Origin of the sequence: Mucilaginibacter sp. PAMB04274 (assembly GCF_039634385.2) — a bacterium.
GTDB lineage: Bacteria > Bacteroidota > Bacteroidia > Sphingobacteriales > Sphingobacteriaceae > Mucilaginibacter.
Genome location: NZ_CP155081.2, coordinates 1805387 through 1826117, shown reverse-complemented (window position 1 = coordinate 1826117; position 20731 = coordinate 1805387). Strand labels below are relative to the sequence as shown.

The following is a 20731-nucleotide window of genomic DNA, read 5'->3' as shown; positions in this document are numbered from 1 at the left end:
CAACATTCCCGTAATACCTAATTAGAACTATTGGATCTTTTAGAAAATGATGAAACTTTGGATTCATTCAAGATTAAAGAAACGATCGTCTCGATCTATGATCAAAAGGAGCCAGAACTGCGGGTGGAAGAAATGGAAAAGTTCTTTCACGGTGCCTATGAAAGTATCGATGAGGTTATTGCTTTTCATGTGAGTGTCGGGTTTCTCAAACACGATAGTAAGAAAAGAACTGATGGAAAGAAGTATGACAAGAATTATTATATCACCCATATATGTGCTGATCGTATAGAAACGTATTTGAAAGACATTCCCTCAGTCACCTGGTTTTTCGAGCGATGCTCGTTGATCAAAGAATATTTCGACAAATTTTCTGGTTCAGAATTAAAACAGCGGCAGTATCAGTATTCTGAATATAGCGTCTCTTATAAATCCTACATCCAGAATGTGAATAATAAAGTAAGGGACAAATTCAAAGACCGTTTTAACTTTCAGCTTTCATGAGCAGCACAGACATTAATTATAAAGAATTCGTAAAATATGTTCATGATCATTTTGCTGATCAGATCACTATTGAAGAAGTAAATGAAATACTTTACTTAAAACAAGGTTACAACAAAGATAGCCCTACATCGCTTGGAAAATCTCTTGTACTTAACCGGTTAAGATTTAGCGGACAAAAGATTAATGGTGACAATTTCATTTACGACAAGCCGCTTTTTAAAGGTATAAACGTTTGGATCGCTGATAATCACAAAGGTAAATCGACCATATTCAAAATCATCAAATTTGCTATTACCGGAACAGACAGTATCAAAAGGGACATCAAAAACTGGATCCATGAAATTCTACTGGAATTCCATATAGGCCAAGTTGTTTACACCTGTTATATTGATCGCCGGGGCCGTGATCGGGGAGCGTTATATAGATTGCCGATGGCCGAGTTTCTGACACTCAGAGAAAATCAGAAACTCGATGATGCCGGAAACGATGTTGAGTTCGAGTTCAGAAGTATGCGGCAATATGAAGAGAAGATCCAGGATTTTTTTTTCGAACAATTTTCTTTTTACACCTTAAAGTACACACAAAAGAACAGTTCTAAAGAGGAATTTGAATTAAACACGGCTAACCTTAGTTGGACAACTTATTTCAAATCGATTTACTTGGAATCGAGCAATTACGAATATCTGTTTTTCGACAATGAAAATTACGGTGCTCAAGGCAAAAAAATCTTCGAAATGATCCTTGGATTACCCTTGACCTACCCTATAAATATGTTAGGTATTCAGTTGGATAAGGTCTCTGAAGAGATCGGCCGGATAAGATTAACCGACAAAACAAGATCAGAAAACACGTCGACAAGCAAAAAAATTTTAGAGGAAAACTATCAAAAAGCAAGCGCTGAGCTTCGCGAAGCAGAAAAACTGACTATTGTTACATTTAGTGAAAAAGCGTTTGTAGCTGAGTATTCTACCATTCAAAACAAGGTTAATGAAGTTCGGCGGCAACAAAGGATCGCTGAAGATGCCTATCGCGCTGAACAAGCAAAACAAAGACCATACGATGAAGAATTGAGTAATCTACTGGAAGATAAGCAAAAGATCCAAGCTGAGATCACCCGTTTAAGTAAACAAGAAATAAACGTGGAGTTATATCGCCAGGCAGAAAGCTTCTTTACTAATTTGGACATAAAGCTATGTCCACATTGCGAAACGGAGGTCAGCGAACATAAAAAAGAAAAAGAACATGTCAGCCACGCTTGCAGTTTATGCGGAGAAACACCGACAGAACAAAAAATTGATGAGGAAGAACTCAAAGAAAAGGCTGAACGTATCAAACAGGAGATTAACGGCCATAGTGCCCGTCTGGTGGTAGTGGATAAACAGATTTTAGATCTGAAACTGACCATAAACCAATTAAAGATAACTGTAGCTAATCTGTATAACAAAGTGATCGCAGTTCCTTCGGTTCATAACGAGGTTGAAACGCTCAAGGAATTGGAAGATAAAATAGAAGCCGTTAACAGAGACAGAAAGAACCAGCAAGGACTATTCGATAAAAAAGAACAATTGATCAAGGAAAAAGCAGTATTGGAATTCCAATTAGAGGAGTTGCAGAAACAAAAACATGTGGATAATACTGAAACACTGTCTAAACTGCTACTAAGAAAAGAGATCCTTGAATATGCCTTGATCGCTCTCGGCAAAAAACGGAGCAAGTTGAATAAAAAGATTTTGAACATCCTGGAGGACTTAATTTTAAATGAGGTAAATGCTTTTGGTTTAACCAGTATCACGAAGGTTGATATCGATGACAAGTTTAACCTGTCATTTACTCAAAATACTGTTTCAGTGGACTTTAATGAAATGGAACCGGGCGAGAAGCTCAGGGTTAAACTTGGCTTCTATTTAAGTCTTATACAACTCGATATTGAACACAATCTTGGCCGACACCCAAGGTTTCTCATCTTTGACTCACCGGGCAGTGAAGAAATGGTTCCAAAGCACCTACAGGGTCTTTCCGAGATACTCAAGAAAGTTAATAGCCGCTTTAACAATCAGTTACAGATACTTATCGGATCAGCACTTAGGGAATTCGAGCAGATCACGGAACCGGAAAAGAGCTTTGTTAAAGATGAAGTTGAATTCGTATTTTGATAGCAATCGAACCCGCACATTTCACACTTTTTAGAAGCGGAAGTGTTTTCCAGCGAACACTTTTTCTTGATAATTTCTATTCCCATATCGACATAGATCAGGTCAGCGGGCCAGATCTCGCAGGTTTTTTATCCTATGTCATTTATGGGAGTGCTGAAAGTGCCATAAAACGGGAGGCTTTTAAAATCTTGGCTGATCTTTCTATTGTTGGAAAAGTCAATAACAGATATACCGTATTAAGTATAGCCCATGACTTTGTCAACGGAAATGATGTTCATCTGCAGGTGATTGCAATGAAATATCTCCCGTACTTTTCTTCATCCTTGAATGTTGACATGATTGACAGGATTACAAATCTTTCAGATAGTCCAAACGGGGATGTATCCAGCCAAGCTTATTACTTCCTCGGTTTGCATAAATTTACGTCCGGTGTCGGCGCAGATGATCGCAACAGTTTGATCGTTTTGCTCAATGAGGCATTACGTTTATTTCAGGCCTCTGCTGAAAGCGTAGAGAACCGGGTTGATGCTGTTTGCTTCGTAAGTTTTGTCAGGTTCAATTTATCACTCATGTATAACGATCATCAGGCCATGATGACCGCTTTCGCCACTTTCAAAGATGAATTGCGCAAATATGCTATGTATGCGCTGACTGAAACAGATTTCACAATTCAATACCGAATATTTCAGCAGGTAGAAATTATTAAACAGATCATGGAACATGCATCTGGTGCAGATGTATGGTTGGAACTAAAACCCAATATTGAAGTATTGATGCAATTGCAGGCTGGTCGTATTGATCATCTAACATCAGACTCGGTCAATGCCGGTATGCTAAGCGCTATAAATGGCCAACTTTTGTCCAGGCTGGAAGAAAGTGCTTTTTTATTTAACCTGGCTAACGAAAAACGAAGATTAGCCGCGCTGAAGGATTATAGTTCTGATAGCGATCTTGTCGCTTTTATATCTTATGTCATCGATCTTTTTCCACCCACCTCGGATGCACCGGTGGAGAACCTAGAATTATTAGCCATATTATCAGGCTTTGCCGGCAGTGATGAAGGGCTAACATTATATCAGCAGATCCAGCAAAAGGACATTTCTTTGGAAAAAGCCATCAGCTCCTTGCTAGAACAGCAAGCAAGTGTTTATAAGTCTTTTAAAACAGGAAGTATCTATGGTGAAGAAGTATTAATATCCCTTATGAGTAGTATTGATCAATCCTTGCCTGACTATGCTGGTGACAAACGACAAGCCTTTATGAACGTCCTTGAAGAAGTGATCCGTTATGCAAGGGTTACTTTTGTCAACAATGATAAAGTAAGATTTAAATTCCTATTCAGTGAATCAGATGGTGGAAAGGGTCAAACTGCCATTGAGCAAGATTTGCAAGATAGTATGCTAATATACTTAGAGCATTCGAAGATTGCCGATGGCCTGGAGCATGAAAAAGCTAAATTCGTAGATGGAGGGCGAGTTGACATTTTGTATAAGAGGGATGTGCTCACGCTTCCGATCGAATTAAAAAGAACATTTTTAAGACAAGACAAAACTTCTCTTGAAGTGAACTACATTGCCCAAGCTCAAACTTATACCGCCGGTTACGACCAGCTTGGTATTTTCGTGCTACTTGACTTGAGTGATAAAACGAAGGCTCCGCCACCAAATTTTAAAGATTGGTTTCAGATCCATCATTTATCCCCATCAACATTGTTGGACCTAAATTATCCTGACTTTATTGTATCAGTAATCATTCCGGGCAACCGGACACTCCCTAGTTCAAAAAGTATGTATCAATAGAATAAAACGAACAGACTCGATTGATTCGCTAAATCCCTATTCCTTTAGAAATTATACTTTTAAGCCATGATGAGTCACCTGAATGAATCTACTCTAAGATCTTGACTCTTACAAAAATTAACAGGAACAATACTCAATTCGATAGAAAATTGACTATCAAAAGCCCTCGATTCTCGTCGTACCGTACGGTTGAAAGCGTCGCGTTCAATGTGCCCTAAAGAGTTGGTTTATTCCATATTATAATAATAGAATTGGATTGTCCATATTAGGGGCGTGTTAAAGGATTGTAATGATTTGCCGCATTAAATGAAGCCGCATGGGTTTCTGGAAATGGCTTCACCAAAACACCTTGTGCATTGTTAAAACCATTGATTAACGCGGACCTCACTTCATCAAACGCATGGAAGACACTGTACCACACTGTAAAAAAACCATTCGTTTGCGCTAGATCAACAATAGTTTCTAAGTCGGTCGTGGGTACAACTTGTGTATATTTGGCCAAGTGCCGGGTAGCCAAATCGTATACCTTCAAACGGTTATCCCATCGATCATCCTTATCTGAATATTTCAGATGCCCTGGAACACGATCGAGACCGACTAACTCCAAATAGGCATTAGTTCTTGTCAAGTCATTTCCTGTCACGCCATTTTTAATGACGATTAATCCACCCGTAATCGCTTCCAAGTAACAAAGCAGGTTATCGGTGTGCGGCATAAAAGGGTTTAATACCGCGACATCTTTCTTTCCTTTGACACCATTACAATTTACACAGCCTAAAAGGAAATTATCCCACCTAAGTTTGAGGTGGTCGTAAATCTTGTTACCTTGAGCGTCCACAGCATTTTTGGCATAGATGTGCTCAACGTGGAGCGCAGATCTGGAATTGTACTTTTCGCAAAACGAACAGAAAGTGCCAATTTCGTCACATAGATCAGGCTTTGCGGCATCATAAGGATCGATCTCCAGAGGCGCTCCCAGAGCATCAAACCTGGCAGATTTTTCAACCGGTCGCATAACTATATCGTATTCGGAAATTCAGATTCTAACAAAGCTACATAGGCTGGATCGTTGTTGTACTTGATTCGGATCTCATCCAGCAACAACTTTGCGCGCTGAATGTCTTCAGCACTGGCGTTGGTTTTGATCAAGTCAAAGTACTCTTTTGCAATTCGCTGCATTTTTTGGAATGTCTCACTTCTTTGAACATGATCAACGCCCATTTCCTGGGATGCTATCTCTTCAATACTATATCGGTCGGGGTTATCGTCAAGTCCAGTAACCGTATCTAAGTTGATTAATTCTTCCGCTTTTAAACTTTGCACAATGAAGGGCGAATGTGTGGTAACGACAAATTGAATATTGGGAAAAGCTTTCTTGAGATCCTCTACCACGTGTTTCTGCCATTTAGGATGTAAGTGCAAATCGATCTCATCAATCATGACTACGCCTTTGGATTCCCTCACGGCTTGATCGTCTAAAAAGCCGTTCAAAGTGACACAACGGAAAGCCAGTTCTGCAACCATTTCCGTAAAGAAGCGGATACCATCACTATGCAAAGATATAGGCAGCAAGTCGGAAGTAAATTCGTCCAATTTAACTTTCAGAAGCAATTCGCCATTTTCGGTTTCAACTTCTAAGATATGTGGATTTGCAGTCTTGATCGCTTCTAAAAACGCTTCTCTCGTACGCGGTCGCTCTTTTCCCTGCTTTCGTAAAATCTTATAAGACCTTAACCAAGACTCATAGTTGAAGGTGGTTGATTTCATCTCGAACCAATCCTGATAACCTTCTTTAAATACTTGCCGGCCTAAGCGGGATTTGACGTTCCTGCCTGCACCATGCGCCCTTGAAGTTCCAAAAAAAGCAACAACAGGAAGAGGAATCTCCTCGCCCTTAGTGACTTTTGCATAGCTAATCTTTCCGACATTTCTGATGATTCCGACTTCAGATTCACTCGATGTTGTCGTGTTACTATTTTCCGTGATTTGCCTTTTCCAGTGCACAGATGTTTCATAGCCAGGGAACATTCCCACGGCTTCTATTTTAACTGGTTTTTGCTGAACCAACTGATAATTTAGTTCAGCCAAATGGATATCGTCGTTTTTAATATGCCTTTTTTTAACTTCCGGAATGGCTAAGAAGAATGCGCCACATGCTATTCTCAGGGCATGAAGAATCGTCGATTTGCCCTTTCCATTAATACCAATGATGGTCGTAAATTTGGGGTCTAGTTCGAATGAGCGCTCTTCTCCAATGTTCCTAAAATTCTTGATCGTTAATCTTTCAATATTCATTGCAATAATGTTGGCATATGAAATCAACTCCGGTGTGCAAACGCACGGACAGATAAGTTACTATGACCTGCTAAAATTACGAATACAAACCGAATACTGCACATAAACATTTCGAGCAACCAGAATGCCCGAGAAGGCCATTGCAAAAAAATCACCGTGTTTCTTCAGCAGTTATAAATATAAAACAAATTTTGATTGTACGTGTATTATACGTACATTTGCAATGCTAATACAAACACGACAAAGGGCTCTCAGACGGGCCGCTATCGTGAAAATTCAGATAAACAAAGTTTAACAAGTTAAAAATCAATAAAGTAAACGATCGAAAAGTAGAAGGTTAATCAGTCAGCAGCAATTAAAATCAGTCTTAACATATTTAAAGCGCATCATCAAAAATCAAAAGATCATCACATCAGTACAATCATTAATATTATATCAAGTACATTATCAAGATCATAATCATACACTTAAGCGCATCCGTTATTAAAAAGACAATCATCAAAAGCATCAATAAATTATAACCGAAGAAGAAAGATCAATTCAATAATCATCACAGAATATATTCAAATCAACAACAGTCAATACAGTCCAGAACGATATTTTATGTCAACCGCAGTTAACGATAGAATCGATGTTCGTATTAGCACAGAACAAAAAGAGCTGATTAAGTATGCGTCAGAGTTGCGGGGATTCAAAAGCTTGTCGGAGTTTGTTGTTTTCTGCATCAACGCAGAAGCAACAAAAATCATTAACGACAATAATAGCATGCTGACCAGCCTGGAAGACAAAAGGATTTTTGTAAATGCGCTGTTGAATCCGCCAGCTCCGAACGACAAACTTAAGAAGGCTTTACGAATAGCCAAAAAGTTTAACGGAAATGGAACTAACGATCTCGATACTTGATAAGACGCACGATAAAAAGGAATTCGAATGCGGCCAGCCGGCGCTGGACAACTATATAAAACGGCAAGCGAGCCAGGACGTCAAAAAGGACCTGGCAGTTTGTTACGTACTTTGCCAAAAGGGTAACACCACTGTGATGGGCTATTATACGCTTTCCAGTCATGCTGTCCGCAAAGACGAGCTACCTGACGACTTAGCCCAAAAGCTGAGTTATCAGGAAATACCGACAGTGCTGCTAGGCAGGTTGGCGTTGAGTAGTTCACATCAGGGAAAAGGTTTAGGCCACTATCTGTTAGGTGAAGCGCTCACCCGGTGTGCAGAACTCGGAAAGCAAATGGGGATATTAGCCGTTATGGTGGATCCCATTGACGACAAAGCAGCCAAATTCTATAAGGCCTTCGGTTTTATTCCTTTGCCCGGAAGCGGGCGAATGTTTATGACGGTTAAAACAATTGAAGCCGGGCTTGCAGCAGATGATGAGCCGGAAGATTAAAAAAGGGGAGCTTCGGCTTCCCTTTTTCTGTTAACATCAGCCGTCTAAGGGACGACCATTGGGGTTAATGTCGATGGTTCACACTTAGATTTAGATAGCACTGCTTATTTATTTCAAAGCATAAAATAGAGTGAGTTCAACGTTGGTCTAAGCGCACGTCTATAATGTGATTAGTTAAGTGAGCCGGTAAATGAGCACTCTTTACCTGCATCCAATAGATTATAACCCATTTCGCTAAATAGGGAATAGTAGGTTCAGATGGCTGGTTACGTTCATTTTTTACCAAATCGCAGATAGCGCAAACATAAATTATTGCTCAACAGCATTATACATTGCTGCGTACATAAATATTTGACCGCATCATTCGAACGTACGGCATCTTCCATGTCAATCAAATTTGTTTGATAATTGCTATCTGCATCACAAAGGATGTTACCGGTGTATCTTAGATTTATAATAATAACATATTTTGAGTAAATATATTCAGGTTAACCAAGCGTTGGCTGCCATTGAACAAGGGCGTTTTCAAATTCTTTGCAATGATTTTTTAAGAAGCGAGTATTCAGGAGATCTGCAAAGTACCGGCACAGTGGAGGGGAAAGAAAAAAGCCGCAAGGGGCAGCCGGATGCATATTTGCGTATGTCTACCGGCCAGTATATTTTAGGCGAGTTTACAACCAAAGATGACAGCAACAAACAAGCCTTCGAGAATAAGCTGCTTGCTGACTTGCAAGAATGTCTTAAATTCGATTCGCTGGGTATCAAGGCCCATCAGGTCGACCAGGTTGTACTGTGCTGTAACTCTGCGGTCGATCTGGCGTTCGAAGAAAAACTCCACCATATTGTCAGCCCGTTGAACATCCGGCTTCGCATTGTAGGCATTCATACACTGTCCACTTACTATTCAAGTACCGGTAAGGTATTTGCCCGAGACTTTCTGAATATCCCTTTTGATACCGGCCAGATATTGAGTAAAGCTGAGTTCCTGTCCCGTTACGGCCTGAAGAATTTGGCAACGCCATTAACGAACCCGCTCTTTGGCAGGGAAATGGATTTAAAAAAGGTTTTATCGATGGTTGAAAATCGGGCTATTTCGGTGTTATGCGGCAGTCCCGGAAATGGCAAAACCCGGCTAGCGCTTCAAGTGATGGATGATTTCGTGATGGCAAATCCTGAATATACACCCTACTATATATTTTTAAGAACCGGAGACATCATCGAGGACCTGGTAACTTTCCTTATTCCTGGGAAAAAATATATCCTGTTAATCGATGATGCGAACCGGCAGTTGACAAATCTGCTGTCAGTACTTGACCGGCTGCTGGATCATGACATTAAGCTTAAAATTATGCTGACTGTAAGGGATTATGCTAAAGAAGATATAATTAAATACGTCCGCAAATTGGATTTTGAATTTTATTATCTACAGAAACTAAATGACGAAAGCATTCAGAGAATGATCTCCAGTGAGCCATACCAAATCAGAGACTGGTCGGTAAGCAGGCGCATCTGCGAAATCGCGGAAGGCAATCCCCGCCTTGCGATGATGACTGCCAGAGTATATACGCAAAATCCAGTGGTCCATTCGATATCTGATATTTCAGCCGTATATGATGAATACTTCCAATCAATTATGGATGATGGATTTTCGCTTACGGACGAGTTATCGGTAAAAGTGTTAGGTATACTATCTTTCTTTAACAGCATTGACATCAATTCTGAACTGGATTTACCCATTCTCACCATGTTTGGTATTACCGTGGAAGATTTTTACAGTACGGCCGAACGCCTAGAGCACGTTGAGGTTGTCGAGATATATCAGCACACCGTAGTTAAAATTACGGAGCAGATTTTATCAACCTACATGTTTTACCAGGCTTTTATTGCCCGGGAAGTGCTGAACCTTCGTTTATTGTTGCACAAGTACCTTGAAAGAAACAGGTCGCGGTTCATGGATACGATCATACCAGTGATCAGCGTTTTTGGAGTCGAAAAGGTTATTGGCAAACACAGAAAAATGTTCCTGGAAGTGTTTGATGAAATACAGGAGGATACACAAACGGCCTCCGTGTTCTTGGAATTATTCGGCGCTTATTTCCCGGAGCAATTGTTCCTGTATGTGTCACGACAAATCAAAGACACTAAGGAGATCAAGCCAAGTGACCAACAAGCATTATGGGAGGCTATGCGGTTCAGCGGCAAAAGCACTTTGCTCAACCTGCTGTCGCCATTTTATTCGAAGGACAGTAATAATTTTTTAACAGCGCTGGCGCTGGGGTTCTTATATATAGAGAAAAGGCCCGATCGCCAAGACGAATACGTGGAACAACTTAAAAACTCCTTATACCCTGATGGTGAAGAGGTTTCCAACGGTTTTCCACGCTTGCGGAAATTTTCTGAATGGCTAGCTGATACCCAACACCTGAATGATTACAGGCGCAACGCCTTCTATCAGGTTTTTAAACATTGCTTTTTAAACACGCACTACGAACCACAGTTCTATATCACTATCGAGAATGGGCACCAGTTACATCCTAATTTCGCAGTGATGCGGACGTTGCTATGGGAAAGAATTATCAAGGAATATCTAGGTCATCCCAGGCTGATAGAACCTGTACTACAAAAGTATGTGCAGGATAAAGCCCACCTGAACATGGTGTTATTGCATTTCGACGAGGCATTCGTCATGCGGTTCATTTCGGCTAACATGCAACCTGCAGTGTTCGGACATTGTTATTTTGTGCAGGAGTTCCTGCGCCTTTTAAGTGCCACATACGGACGCTTACCGGAGCAGTACAAAAGCTTAAATGGCACCTACATGAATCGTACTTACGAAATATTCCAACTGCTCTCCTACCAAAATTACCGCGGCATATACAATCATGACAAGATCGAAGAAGCCAGAAGCAGTTCAATAGCGAAGCATCTTCCTGTTCATTCATTAACAGCTTTTGAAGAAATTTATCGACATATCACGACGATAACTAACTATTCTATAGAAAGCGCAAACGCCATTAGCGACGGTTTGTCCGTTATCTTGTCTGAAGCGCTGAAAATTGATTTGGAGGTCGGCCTTTCCGCGCTTACGTTCTACATGAAAGAGCCCAATGACGTTTGGATCAATGTCAACCGAATATTTGGAACACTTTTTTATCATTATCCGGAGGCTGCCACCCGCGTTTATGAGCTTGTCCTGAATGCAACATTTAAACATAGACAAAACTGGTTGGAAAACTTCTTTTACACGATGCCGGAGAAAATTGTCAATGCTAGCTGGTCAGAAAAAATGTTGTTGTGTTACCACCATGTGGCTTCTTCCAATCTCGCCATCTTTCCGGACCATTTCATGCGCTACGAGAAGGTAAGGGAAGATACGATATATGAATTACTGCATATCTATTATTCTAAACGGGAAGCAGATCAGGAGTTTATTTACAAGCTTGAGTATGAGTTTTTCCAAAAACTTCCCCAGCTTGTAGCAAAGCATCCTGCTTTTTGCGAGGCGCTGTATTTTCATCAGGACTTAATGGAAGCGCAATATGATTTACGAACTGATGAATTATTTTACCTCATTGATAACGATATCACTTTCTTCAACCGTTATATTGACCACCTAACTAGCCGGCAGGAACGGACATTCAATGGTAGCAGAAAGACACTGACGCGCATCTGGTTCTACCAGGAGCAATTGATATGGTTTACGGGGCTATTATCAAAATGCGGCATATGGAATATTGGAGTTCGGTTGACCTGCTGCCAGCTGTATTCTTTTTCCATGTGCCCGAAGAATTCATGTCCTTGGCTACAGAAGTATTGGATCGCTTGGTGTTAAATCATAGCACTGATGTCCGTATGCTTAATATTATTCTTGACATCACTCGCAACAACATCCCGGAATTATACCATCCCTACATTCAAAAGATCATAACGATTAACCCGAACCTTGAGGTTTTTGAAAACCTGCAATTTTTTAACAACCATTTCAGTTCATCAGGCAATCAGATTTGGGCGGATCATAAAGCCGATGTGCTACTTAGTATTTACGAGTATATCAGAGTTAATCTACCAAATCCTCTCGACTATCTTGAACACCGTGATTTCCTAACAAGGCGGATTGCGGCATTTAAAGAAAGCGCTGATTGGGAAAGAAAGTTGATCTTCCGCGGTTACAGGTAAGTTTCAACAGCGATATCTTTAACCATTATCATACTTGAATTAATGCCCTTAACGGTTGAAATCATCCCTCCGGCGTAGCCATTCCTCCAGCCGCCGTTCCCTTTGGCCTCTCTTCGCAGCTTTTTGCCTGCGTTTGTGCCAACCCCAAAAGAACCATGCCCACAAACCACAGGCGACGAGAATACCGGGAACGGCGTTAAGACTGCCTATGGCTACCATATAAATCCCGGTGGCCAAAAAGCAGGTGCAGAGGAAATAAATTAACGTTTTCATATTAGATCCATTTTAAGTTGCAGTAACTTCTGATAAAGGTCTTCCGTGGTAAGCGTATCGTTCGAAAGCGCTTTTGGTGGGTTTGGCCACCCGGTAGTGCCGGTAACCGTCTGATTGCAGCAGGGCCAAACCGAGGTTGGTCACCTTGATGATCTTACCATATAAATTTGTGACATACATATTTACGAGCATTGAGGTGCGTTGTTTCTTTTACGGCTTTTCTTAACGGTTACTGCTTTCGCAGGGGCAACAATTTTGAGGGGCTGGGTTCTGAAATCTTTCAGGTTTAAAAAGAAACCCCGGTTGGTCAGCATGCCTTCCCGAAACAGTTGCCAGAGCAGGGAAGCACCGAGATTAGCTAAAGTGGAGTTGATAAACAAGTCCTGTTTGGTCAGGGCTTCAGCGAGGGAGCAGCTTGGCGTATTATCGCCCTGTTCAGATGCCAGTAACAGATCTTTAAACTCGTCCGTTACCATCGGCAGTTCGGCAACTGTGTGATATTTCTGCATAAGGGGCTGAGCAATTTTCCCGACAGTGGACAGCACGACCTGCCCCGTAAAGCGGCTGTTACCGAAGTCCATATAATAAACAGGCTTGTTGCGGCTATGTGCCGACCGCTTTTCCACCTGCCTGAGGATAGCGGCTATTTCCAGCCTCGCCCCTACGGTATCGACGCAGGCAATCGTCAGCCCGGCGTGCGCCATTTCCGGCTGCTGCCGGAACAGCGTCCGGTCGTAGCATTCGGATATCGCTTTCCAGTTCGTACCGAAGAAGAGATTGATACGACTGATGAGCGCCGTTGCCTTGTACTGCCCGACTTCCGCGCTGGCAAACAGTTGCCTGCCGAGATTGGCGCGTTCAACCTTATCGTCATCAAACACGCGCACAAACAAGCCGGGATGGTTCAGGCTGATGAGCGCATGGTTCATCCGGGCTAAGGCGGTCAGCACCTGGGAACCTGTCCCTCCTGCCCCGATAAGATTAACCACTATGGGATTGTAAGGGTGCAGCCATTCGGGTTCCACGACATGAACGGCGGTTTTGGGTAAGGTATGCGTTTTCATGGGATGAGGGATTTAAAGGTGAGGGTATGCGGAGTTAAAGCGGCTTCTTGAAAAGGCTTGCCGCTATCTACCTGCTGCTGCCAGAGCTGAACGATATTGGTCTCAGTCAGACCGCCGCCTGCCAAGCCGTGACTGAAATAGCTGCCGAAAAAATATTTTTCCCACTGCGCCATGAAGTCTTCCAGCCGGGTACTGCGGTCGATGCGGATGCTGACCGTCCCCATGCAGACGGCACCATCCGCATAAATATTGAAGTACGGGGCATGGTACAATTTCGTGGTGATCGTCGGCTTGCGTTTGCCTTTGAGGGCAAAGACCTGCAAGCGATCTCTGGACGCTTTCCATAACATGGCTGGCACGAATGCTTTACCGCAGGAAATATTTAAATTCTCGACAAAAAACAGGCTTCGCTCCTGCGGCGGCGTATACCAAAGGGCATATCCTGAATTTTGCATATCGAGGTACAGCACGTTACCGGGAATGATGCCTTTGGCACGTAAAAAGCCGTTCTGTAATTCGCTGCTGCTTTGCAATAATCCGGCAAGGGTAATGCTTTCGGGGATAGTCAAAGGATGCGGATTGATGGGATTACCCTGTTTGCCGATGTCGTAACTTTCGACGTAAACAGCACAGGTATTATCGGAATGGCTATAGCCGCCGCTTTCTTTTGCGCACTGGTAGATCAGCAGGGCTTTATAGGGCCTATACTGGTCGCTGAAAGTATCACTGATGTTCGTCATGGTCGTAAGGGTTTAAAAATTCGCAAAGCCCATCGATGAGTTCAAAAAGTTTTCGCTCGTAGGCAAGGTCATCTCCTTTCGTTGCTTGCAGGGTGTCAAAGAGCCGGATGCTAGTGGGTTCATCGGTGATACCGCATTCCTGAAAGTCGTTGTTCACCATCTCGAAAAGCATATCGTAAAAGCAGTCGTTACCGCTCCAGTAAAAGCTGATATACTGTTCCCCCCGGATGCGCTCGTTTTCTTCGGGTTCTATGAGGTCATCGCGGATGTTATCAAACAGCCCATTTTGGGGGTAAGCCCGGTACAAGGCTAAAAGCTGTTCAGCCAGTTCAACGAAATCCACCCTGCACCCGGCAGTCTGGCGGTAAGCCGCTAGGTTCGCTTCCCAACTATCCAGCCAACGCCTATCGCGCAGAAGCACAAGCAAGCCCTCCCCTGCGCTGCGCAGGGTGTCCATTTCTTTGGTTTGCTCGTCTGCGCAGGCTTGGTCTTCCACGCTATCGTATTCGGCTTCATCAATCCAGTTTTGCAGGCTGTCATACTGGCAATCCATATAGGAACCGCTTTCACTATAGAATGGAATACCAGCCACCTGATAGAGATAAGAGTAGATCGAGAGCAGGAGTTCCGCCAAAGGCTGCTGCTCGGCGGTCTGCACGAGGTGCCACAGGGGTCTGACCGGGATATAATAAAGGCATCGTCCGGTGTCATAGGTTTTCAGCACCGCTAATGTGGCCAGATGCTTTTCGTCCCGTACGATGATGCAGTTTGCATTCGCGTCCAGCTTTTTCACTGCGGCGGCGGCTTCGGCATAGGCTGCGGCAACATTTTGGGGGAACGGCAGGTTATCATACTGTAGAACAGGCAACTCATAGCTATTTTGCAGAAAGGCGAAGGAGCGGAAAAATTCCGCTTCCACCTGCCTGTAAGTTCGTTGCGCCACTGCCCAGAAAGGCCGGAACGTATGTTTTAAAAAACCATTGGCACCATTCCCGGCGGTGCGCTCCGGGCAGGATTGCGCTGTACGGCTGCGGCGTCCGGCAAGCGGTCGAGTGCCTCGGTGAAGCTTTGGAATTGCTGGTGTAGCTGCCATTGGTCGTTCTCCTTTTGTATTTTTACCCTGCGTGTCTGAATATTGGGTTTTCTTTTCATAGTCATCAGCCTTTGGTGCCCATCGTGCTTTCAAAGCGGTACTGAATTTCGTCGTTAAGAATTTCCGGCCCGATAATTTTGGCGGTGGTCAGGATGGGATAAGTTCCCGAATAGAAGTTGAGTACTGCTTCGGGGCTGAATGTTTCGCCGGGGTCGGTCAGCCGGACTTCTATATGGTTTTCCCGATGCAGGAAAATGCGGGATAGTGTGGTGGTCTGTAACATGGTCGATAGGATAAAAGGTTAAAATAAAAGGGCTTTTTTCTGTTCGCGCCTGCGTTCGAGGTCTGCTTGCTTTTTGGCCAGTTCTGTTGCCTTGTCAGGGTAATCGGTAACAGAGGGCAGGACGGCCAGCGCCTCCTCGTACAGGCACTGACTGTCGAGCGCACTCACCTGCTGCATGGCTTCCTCCCATGCTCTGCGCTGCGCTTCCTTATCGGGCTTTGGCTCCGAAACTTCTATGCCGTCTTCTTCTTCACTTTCCTTGGGTTCGGTTTTGGCTTTCGCGGCTTTCGCCTTCTTATCCTGCTCCATTTTGGAGGCCAGCTTTGCCTTTTCCAGTTCTTTGGCGTAAGCGTTCAGGTTATGATACAAGCCTGCGGTTTGCTCTACGGGCTGCATAATTGCTTCAAAAAAGCCGTTGTCCAGTTCTTCGGCGGTTCCGCGCAGCAGCATGGGCGGTATGGCTTTGGTGGCGTTGTCGGCCTGATGCCCGGCGGTAAATAAGGCGGATATGGTAAGGTGGCCTTGTTCATCGCTATGGATGGACCGGTTCCATTTGCCGGGAACCTGTAAGGCTATGATATTTTGAAAAAAGTTTGTGGTCATGGTTGGTTCATTTTAAATGCGATTGGTCTTGGCTGAGTGCTAACAAGTGACCTGCCGGATGGCCATCGGCGGTAAAGAGATATTCGTCACTGCCGATACTTTCCCCCACTGCGGTATCACTGGTCAGGTATTCATACTGCTTTTCGAGGGTTCCATACAAGTAACGGTTCAGCGTTTCGGCAACCTGCTGCAACCAGTCTTCGAGTTTCAGCAGTTCCGCGCGGATGTTTCCATGTTCCCTGCCCTTATCTCCCGGCATTTGCACAATGAGGTCGGTAAAAACTCCGTAGCTACTGTGGCCGCCGATAATTTGAGGGTTAATAGTCAAGATACCTTCGGTGATTAAAGCCATTAGCCTGCGGTCGGCATCTGGCAAACAGAATGGAAAGGTTTGTAAGGGAGCATACGCCTTCCATGCCTGTTCAGGTATGGCCTTACACAGTTTCGGGAGGTTCACCCCGGCAGAGAATGCACTGCCGTCACCGGGCGAATCAAAGCCACTGAAGCGGATGCTCGACGGGTCTACGGCCATGCCAAGATAAGTGCAAAGCGTTGTAAAATCTTCATATTCCGTTTCCCACCAATCTAATTCTATATTTACATGCCTGTAGGTGGTCAGCGCCTTTTCCTGTGCGGTTTTGTCCAGTTCGTTAAATCGGTATAAGTTGAGGGTTATCGTTTTCATGAGGTCAGGGATTTAATAGCCTTTTTTCTTTCAAGGAGAATGTCCAGTATGAGTTCGCTGCTGTCATAGGCTTCGTTCTCGAACAGGTACATCTGGTTTTCTTCATCATAGTGGTAAGCAGCCCAATCATCATCTTCCAGACAAATGTCAGTCAGGTGACCGTTTTCATAGGTAGCCTCGCCATGTATACCGTTATCCGGTTCACTGTAGCTGTGGATAAAACCCACGCCCATAAACCGCGCAATCAGGATAAGGGTATGCGTGTTCGGTATCCATTTCGTACCATAACACAGCGCATCATCCTCCCACCCGATGTCAAAGAAATAACCGTCTTCCGCGGAAACAAAGCCGGGCAATTGCCCCATGTCCTGCCTGCGTTCCTCGTCTGCCATTGCTTGAAACAAGGTTCTCAGAGCGGTCATTTGATGCGCTTCACCTGTGAAAAGCACCACATTGCTGCACCAGTTTGCCATAGTCGTTTGCTTGCTTGGGTTGTTTACTTCAGTTTAATAAAGCCGTACAAGGCCGGAACCCTGTACGGTTATTACCTGGTTCAGAAAGGCAGGTCATCATCGTCCGCGCCTGCTCCTGCTGTGGTCATTTTGACCGCTACACTGTCCGCCCTTTCGATACCCGCTTTCCCGGAATTACCCAAGATTTTGATTTCGCTCACGTGAAAGGTGATGGTGGCTTTCGCCTCGCCGCTGCGGTTTACCCACGCTTCGGCACCCAGCCTGCCACTGACGGTAACCAGCGTCCCTTTTTTGAGGTATTCGGCCACGCCCGCATTGCGCCAGTAGGCACATTCAATGTAAGTGGTGATTTGTACCCGTTCGCCGCCAGACGGGCGGTAGCTGTCATTGATGGCGATTGTGAATTCGGTTACCTTTTTGCCGCCTTTGATGGTTTTGACGTTCGCATTAGCGGTCATTCTGCCTGTGATTTCCATTGTTTTTGATTTTAAAGGATTTCAAAAATTTGTTCGTTTATCCTTTCTTCCGTTTGCCTGTCTGTGTGTTATTTTTCAAAAGAAAAAGGGAAAAAAGAAAGCAAAGGAGGAGTGGCCGGAAAGGAAGCGGCGAGCTATAAGTCCCGGAGGGTGACGGCATGAAATGGCGGCATTATGCGCTCGGAGCGACCGGCGGCCAATACTTTAGCTGCCCTTTTTACCCGTTTCGCCTGGAAAATGGACCATCAAAAGTTCCCCGACAGTTACACCCGATAGGGATAGCAGTGACATCGGGCGAAGCAGATACAACGGATAGCCCGGGCCGGAGGCATCGGCCAAAGTGATATTAGGAGATTGATGTAATACTGAAAGATGAAAAACGGTAGAAAAATAAAGCATTACAGCAACTTATCTATCTATATTTCAGACAAATTCATTAATTTTATAATGATGTAAAATGGTTACCAGAGCTTAATGTTCCTGACCCAACCCATAACCCTTTGAAATTATGCAGTGCACCTTAACCGTCATCTTTACCGACGAATCTCTGTTCAGCCACGACTTCAAAGGGCCCAAAATCTTTAGCGTGGAAAATCCGCCGTTCATCCCCAATCCCGGTGAGACGGTCAGGTTCCACACTGCGGAGTTTACGAATGATGCGCAAACCATTGAAAACTTTACAGACTTTCAGGACAATGACCTGTTTTACTGCGACCTGCATTCCAAGACCTACGGCAAGGAGAAAATGGAAGTCAGGATACTGGTCTACCCCGAGAAGGAGTTCAGGGATGAATGCCCGGAGCTATATGCACAGGTAAACGGCAATTCCCGGTGAAACATTGACCATGTGTACCCAGGTGTGCCGCTTCAGACAGGTTTATTTAAAATTATCACAACGCTTCAATATCTATCGATTTCCCACAATTTGATCTTTTTGCGCCATGATTAAATGCATTATGACAGAAGTGGAAGGAACGACTTTTGAATTTAACACCTCCATATTTGTTTTATGTTGCGCTATAAGTAATGTCAAACGTTTCGTCACATGTACCTTCCATACTTAAATAAGAAACGAGGATTGCGTTTCTTGATGAACTGGAATGCTGTCCCATTACCCAATCTTAGTTAATAGACATTGAATTGGCAACAAAAAAGAAATACACCAAGTACTTCACCAGTTTTTTTAAGCAACTTTTTGGGCAAACACCATTAAATATAGGTCATTGAATTTGAAGTAAAATTGCGAGACTCGAACTAAATATTTCGCACTTTATGAGACGATTAAACTTACAAATCAACCTTTTGGATATTATGTGTACTAAATTGTTGTTTACTTGATTGCTTCTGTAACTACTTGTTTCTATCGAATCAAAACCAATTAAAGCTAATTATCAATGTCAGAAATCTTCTTCTCTGTGAGCTTCATTCCATTCATCGTCATTAGGCTCCGTATAAAACGGAATGTCATTTAAGCCAATTTGCGAAATTGGCGCCCGGCTCAAACTACCTACAGAATAGTAGGTTAAAGGAGTTTCCAAAATATTTGATAGTTGTGGGTTGACTATATCAATCACAAATTGCTCGTTTAGCTCTAATGACTGAGTTTGATTCAAACAGGGTAAGTTGAGCAGATATCGTCCTAATTTCGTAATTTTAACATATGCTGTCCCAACAAGCAGTCGTGCTGCTTGACTTAGATTGTCATTAAAACAAGGAAAGCTAATTCCAGTGATGCCTCCAGGAAATTCATCAGGGTTAAATCGCTCCATAAGCGAACTACTTAGTTCAGCAAGCTTGGCGATAACTTCCCGCTGCTTGTGTTTGTCTATGATTAGATATGGGGCGATTTCTATTCGCCCGTTGCTAATAAGATCATTGATAAACTTTGGATCCTGAATGGAATCAGGATTTGCTTGCAGATCCGAAAAAAATAAGATATATGTGAATAAGTTAGCGCTAATCTTGCCCTGATCAATGAGCCAAAGTATATCACGCAATATTAATCTAGCTTGTTCCTTTGTTTTTAAAATGAAGCCTATATTGCTTAGAGGTTGTTTATCAAGGTTCAAACCGTGAAACTCAATTCGTTCCTCGTCCCTCAAGCGCATTAATTCTAGTGTATATTCCTCAAGCGGATGATCTTCGTCAGAAAAATCCTGTTGAGGTATCATTTTGCTTATATAATCAAAATTGGCCCATCGCCATTCACGTTCATGTGTCCAATCTATTGCATAAGGCAAGCTGGTCGGATCATAGGCTACAAAGCGATATTTCTCTGTTTCAGGCAGTGCTTCGTTTTTGGTAGCCCCATAAATTACTGGGCGGGCACCGATGGCAAACATTTGCTTTTTGTCAAATACCAAAGCATAATTACTAATCTTCTGACCTTTGGACAGCCTATCTATACTGGTAGCGACAAACGCTGATATAGGCATATCTGTGAAGCAAGTAACAGGATAGTTGCCTCTGATCGTCGAACTCCCATTTCTATAGGACCAAGTGGACAAGACTTGTAATTTCCTGATTATTCTCCTCAGTATAAAAAATGGTGAAATTTTATCTTCTTCAACTAATTCGCCAAATGCGAATTCATAACTATGCATTTCGGACAACATGTAGTCATTGCTTTCCCTATTCACAGCCCTTACGAAATGAATTAATTTGTCAGAAAGATCGGTTCTAATAAACATTGATCAAGGTTATAATTGGTTAATTAGTTCA

Annotated in this window: 22 protein-coding genes; 8 read left to right on the top strand and 14 right to left on the bottom strand. The window is 43.2% G+C overall.

What is annotated here, in order from left to right:
* The first annotated feature begins 30 nt into the window (after positions 1-30).
* Genes ABDD95_RS07755 through ABDD95_RS07745 form a run of 3 tightly spaced genes read left to right on the top strand, consistent with a single transcriptional unit; the run spans position 31 to position 4453 of the window.
* The gene (locus ABDD95_RS07755) at positions 31-501 is read left to right on the top strand and encodes a hypothetical protein (protein ID WP_345951314.1); all 471 of its coding nucleotides are present in this window, start codon (positions 31-33) and stop codon (positions 499-501) included.
* Positions 498-2654 (top strand): hypothetical protein, encoded by a 2157-nt coding sequence (locus tag ABDD95_RS07750; protein WP_345951313.1) that lies wholly within the window; start codon positions 498-500, stop codon positions 2652-2654. Before ABDD95_RS07755 ends, ABDD95_RS07750 begins: the two co-directional genes overlap by 4 nt.
* The gene (locus tag ABDD95_RS07745; protein ID WP_345951312.1) at positions 2651-4453 is read left to right on the top strand and encodes a hypothetical protein; all 1803 of its coding nucleotides are present in this window, start codon (positions 2651-2653) and stop codon (positions 4451-4453) included. The genes ABDD95_RS07750 and ABDD95_RS07745 overlap by 4 nt, the downstream gene beginning before the upstream one ends.
* 265 nt (positions 4454-4718) lie before the next feature.
* Here ABDD95_RS07745 and ABDD95_RS07740 read toward each other — a convergent pair whose 3' ends face one another.
* A complete protein-coding gene (locus tag ABDD95_RS07740) occupies positions 4719-5468 on the bottom strand; it encodes a hypothetical protein (RefSeq protein ID WP_345951311.1) in 750 nt (249 codons plus the stop codon).
* A gap of 2 nt (positions 5469-5470) precedes the next feature.
* Positions 5471-6748 (bottom strand): AAA family ATPase, encoded by a 1278-nt coding sequence (locus tag ABDD95_RS07735; RefSeq protein WP_345951310.1) that lies wholly within the window; start codon positions 6746-6748, stop codon positions 5471-5473.
* Between the two features lie 603 nt (positions 6749-7351).
* Between ABDD95_RS07735 and ABDD95_RS07730 the strand changes: the two genes are divergently transcribed.
* The 4 genes from ABDD95_RS07730 to ABDD95_RS07715 all read left to right on the top strand — a co-directional run bounded on the left by ABDD95_RS07730 (position 7352) and on the right by ABDD95_RS07715 (position 12320).
* Complete coding sequence (locus ABDD95_RS07730) at positions 7352-7651, top strand: DUF1778 domain-containing protein (protein ID WP_345951309.1); 300 nt, start codon at positions 7352-7354, stop codon at positions 7649-7651.
* The gene (locus tag ABDD95_RS07725) at positions 7626-8144 is read left to right on the top strand and encodes a GNAT family N-acetyltransferase (RefSeq protein WP_345951308.1); all 519 of its coding nucleotides are present in this window, start codon (positions 7626-7628) and stop codon (positions 8142-8144) included. The genes ABDD95_RS07730 and ABDD95_RS07725 overlap by 26 nt, the downstream gene beginning before the upstream one ends.
* A 469-nt stretch (positions 8145-8613) precedes the next feature.
* On the top strand, positions 8614-11976 hold the full coding sequence (locus ABDD95_RS07720; RefSeq protein ID WP_345951307.1) for a hypothetical protein: 3363 nt from the start codon (positions 8614-8616) through the stop codon (positions 11974-11976).
* The gene (locus tag ABDD95_RS07715) at positions 11943-12320 is read left to right on the top strand and encodes a hypothetical protein (RefSeq protein ID WP_345951306.1); all 378 of its coding nucleotides are present in this window, start codon (positions 11943-11945) and stop codon (positions 12318-12320) included. Before ABDD95_RS07720 ends, ABDD95_RS07715 begins: the two co-directional genes overlap by 34 nt.
* Positions 12321-12368: 48 nt before the next feature.
* Here the strand turns inward: ABDD95_RS07715 and ABDD95_RS07710 are convergent, their stop codons facing one another.
* From ABDD95_RS07710 to ABDD95_RS07660, 11 genes are all read right to left on the bottom strand, one after another.
* Positions 12369-12593 carry a hypothetical protein gene (locus ABDD95_RS07710; RefSeq protein ID WP_345951305.1) on the bottom strand — a complete coding sequence of 75 codons (225 nt, stop codon included), beginning with the start codon at positions 12591-12593 and terminating at the stop codon, positions 12369-12371.
* Positions 12594-12605: 12 nt separating this feature from the next.
* Complete coding sequence (locus ABDD95_RS07705) at positions 12606-12773, bottom strand: hypothetical protein (protein WP_345951304.1); 168 nt, start codon at positions 12771-12773, stop codon at positions 12606-12608.
* Positions 12774-12775: 2 nt separating this feature from the next.
* Complete coding sequence (locus tag ABDD95_RS07700) at positions 12776-13657, bottom strand: PRTRC system ThiF family protein (RefSeq protein ID WP_345951303.1); 882 nt, start codon at positions 13655-13657, stop codon at positions 12776-12778.
* Positions 13654-14397 (bottom strand): PRTRC system protein B, encoded by a 744-nt coding sequence (locus ABDD95_RS07695; RefSeq protein ID WP_345951302.1) that lies wholly within the window; start codon positions 14395-14397, stop codon positions 13654-13656. Before ABDD95_RS07695 ends, ABDD95_RS07700 begins: the two co-directional genes overlap by 4 nt.
* Positions 14381-15316, bottom strand: a complete 936-nt coding sequence (locus ABDD95_RS07690; RefSeq protein ID WP_345951301.1) for a hypothetical protein — start codon at positions 15314-15316, stop codon at positions 14381-14383. Before ABDD95_RS07690 ends, ABDD95_RS07695 begins: the two co-directional genes overlap by 17 nt.
* Positions 15317-15366: 50 nt before the next feature.
* Positions 15367-15549 carry a hypothetical protein gene (locus ABDD95_RS07685; RefSeq protein ID WP_345951300.1) on the bottom strand — a complete coding sequence of 61 codons (183 nt, stop codon included), beginning with the start codon at positions 15547-15549 and terminating at the stop codon, positions 15367-15369.
* 5 nt (positions 15550-15554) lie between these two features.
* Positions 15555-15773, bottom strand: coding sequence for a PRTRC system protein C (locus ABDD95_RS07680; protein WP_345951299.1), 219 nt, complete (start codon positions 15771-15773; stop codon positions 15555-15557).
* Between the two features lie 18 nt (positions 15774-15791).
* Complete coding sequence (locus tag ABDD95_RS07675) at positions 15792-16376, bottom strand: PRTRC system protein E (protein WP_345951298.1); 585 nt, start codon at positions 16374-16376, stop codon at positions 15792-15794.
* A gap of 7 nt (positions 16377-16383) precedes the next feature.
* Entirely contained in the window at positions 16384-17061 is a 678-nt protein-coding gene (locus tag ABDD95_RS07670) for a hypothetical protein (RefSeq protein WP_345951297.1), read from the bottom strand.
* Positions 17058-17483: a hypothetical protein gene (locus ABDD95_RS07665; RefSeq protein ID WP_345951296.1), complete on the bottom strand. Its 426-nt coding sequence runs from the start codon at positions 17481-17483 to the stop codon at positions 17058-17060. The genes ABDD95_RS07670 and ABDD95_RS07665 overlap by 4 nt, the downstream gene beginning before the upstream one ends.
* 131 nt (positions 17484-17614) lie before the next feature.
* Positions 17615-18010, bottom strand: coding sequence for a single-stranded DNA-binding protein (locus tag ABDD95_RS07660; RefSeq protein ID WP_345951295.1), 396 nt, complete (start codon positions 18008-18010; stop codon positions 17615-17617).
* Positions 18011-18518: 508 nt separating this feature from the next.
* On the opposite strand from ABDD95_RS07660, the gene ABDD95_RS07655 reads away from it, so the two are divergent.
* Entirely contained in the window at positions 18519-18845 is a 327-nt protein-coding gene (locus tag ABDD95_RS07655) for a hypothetical protein (RefSeq protein ID WP_345951294.1), read from the top strand.
* A 562-nt stretch (positions 18846-19407) separates the two neighbouring features.
* Here the strand turns inward: ABDD95_RS07655 and ABDD95_RS07650 are convergent.
* On the bottom strand, positions 19408-20700 hold the full coding sequence (locus ABDD95_RS07650; RefSeq protein WP_345951293.1) for a hypothetical protein: 1293 nt from the start codon (positions 20698-20700) through the stop codon (positions 19408-19410).
* Between the last annotated feature and the right edge of the window lie 31 nt (positions 20701-20731).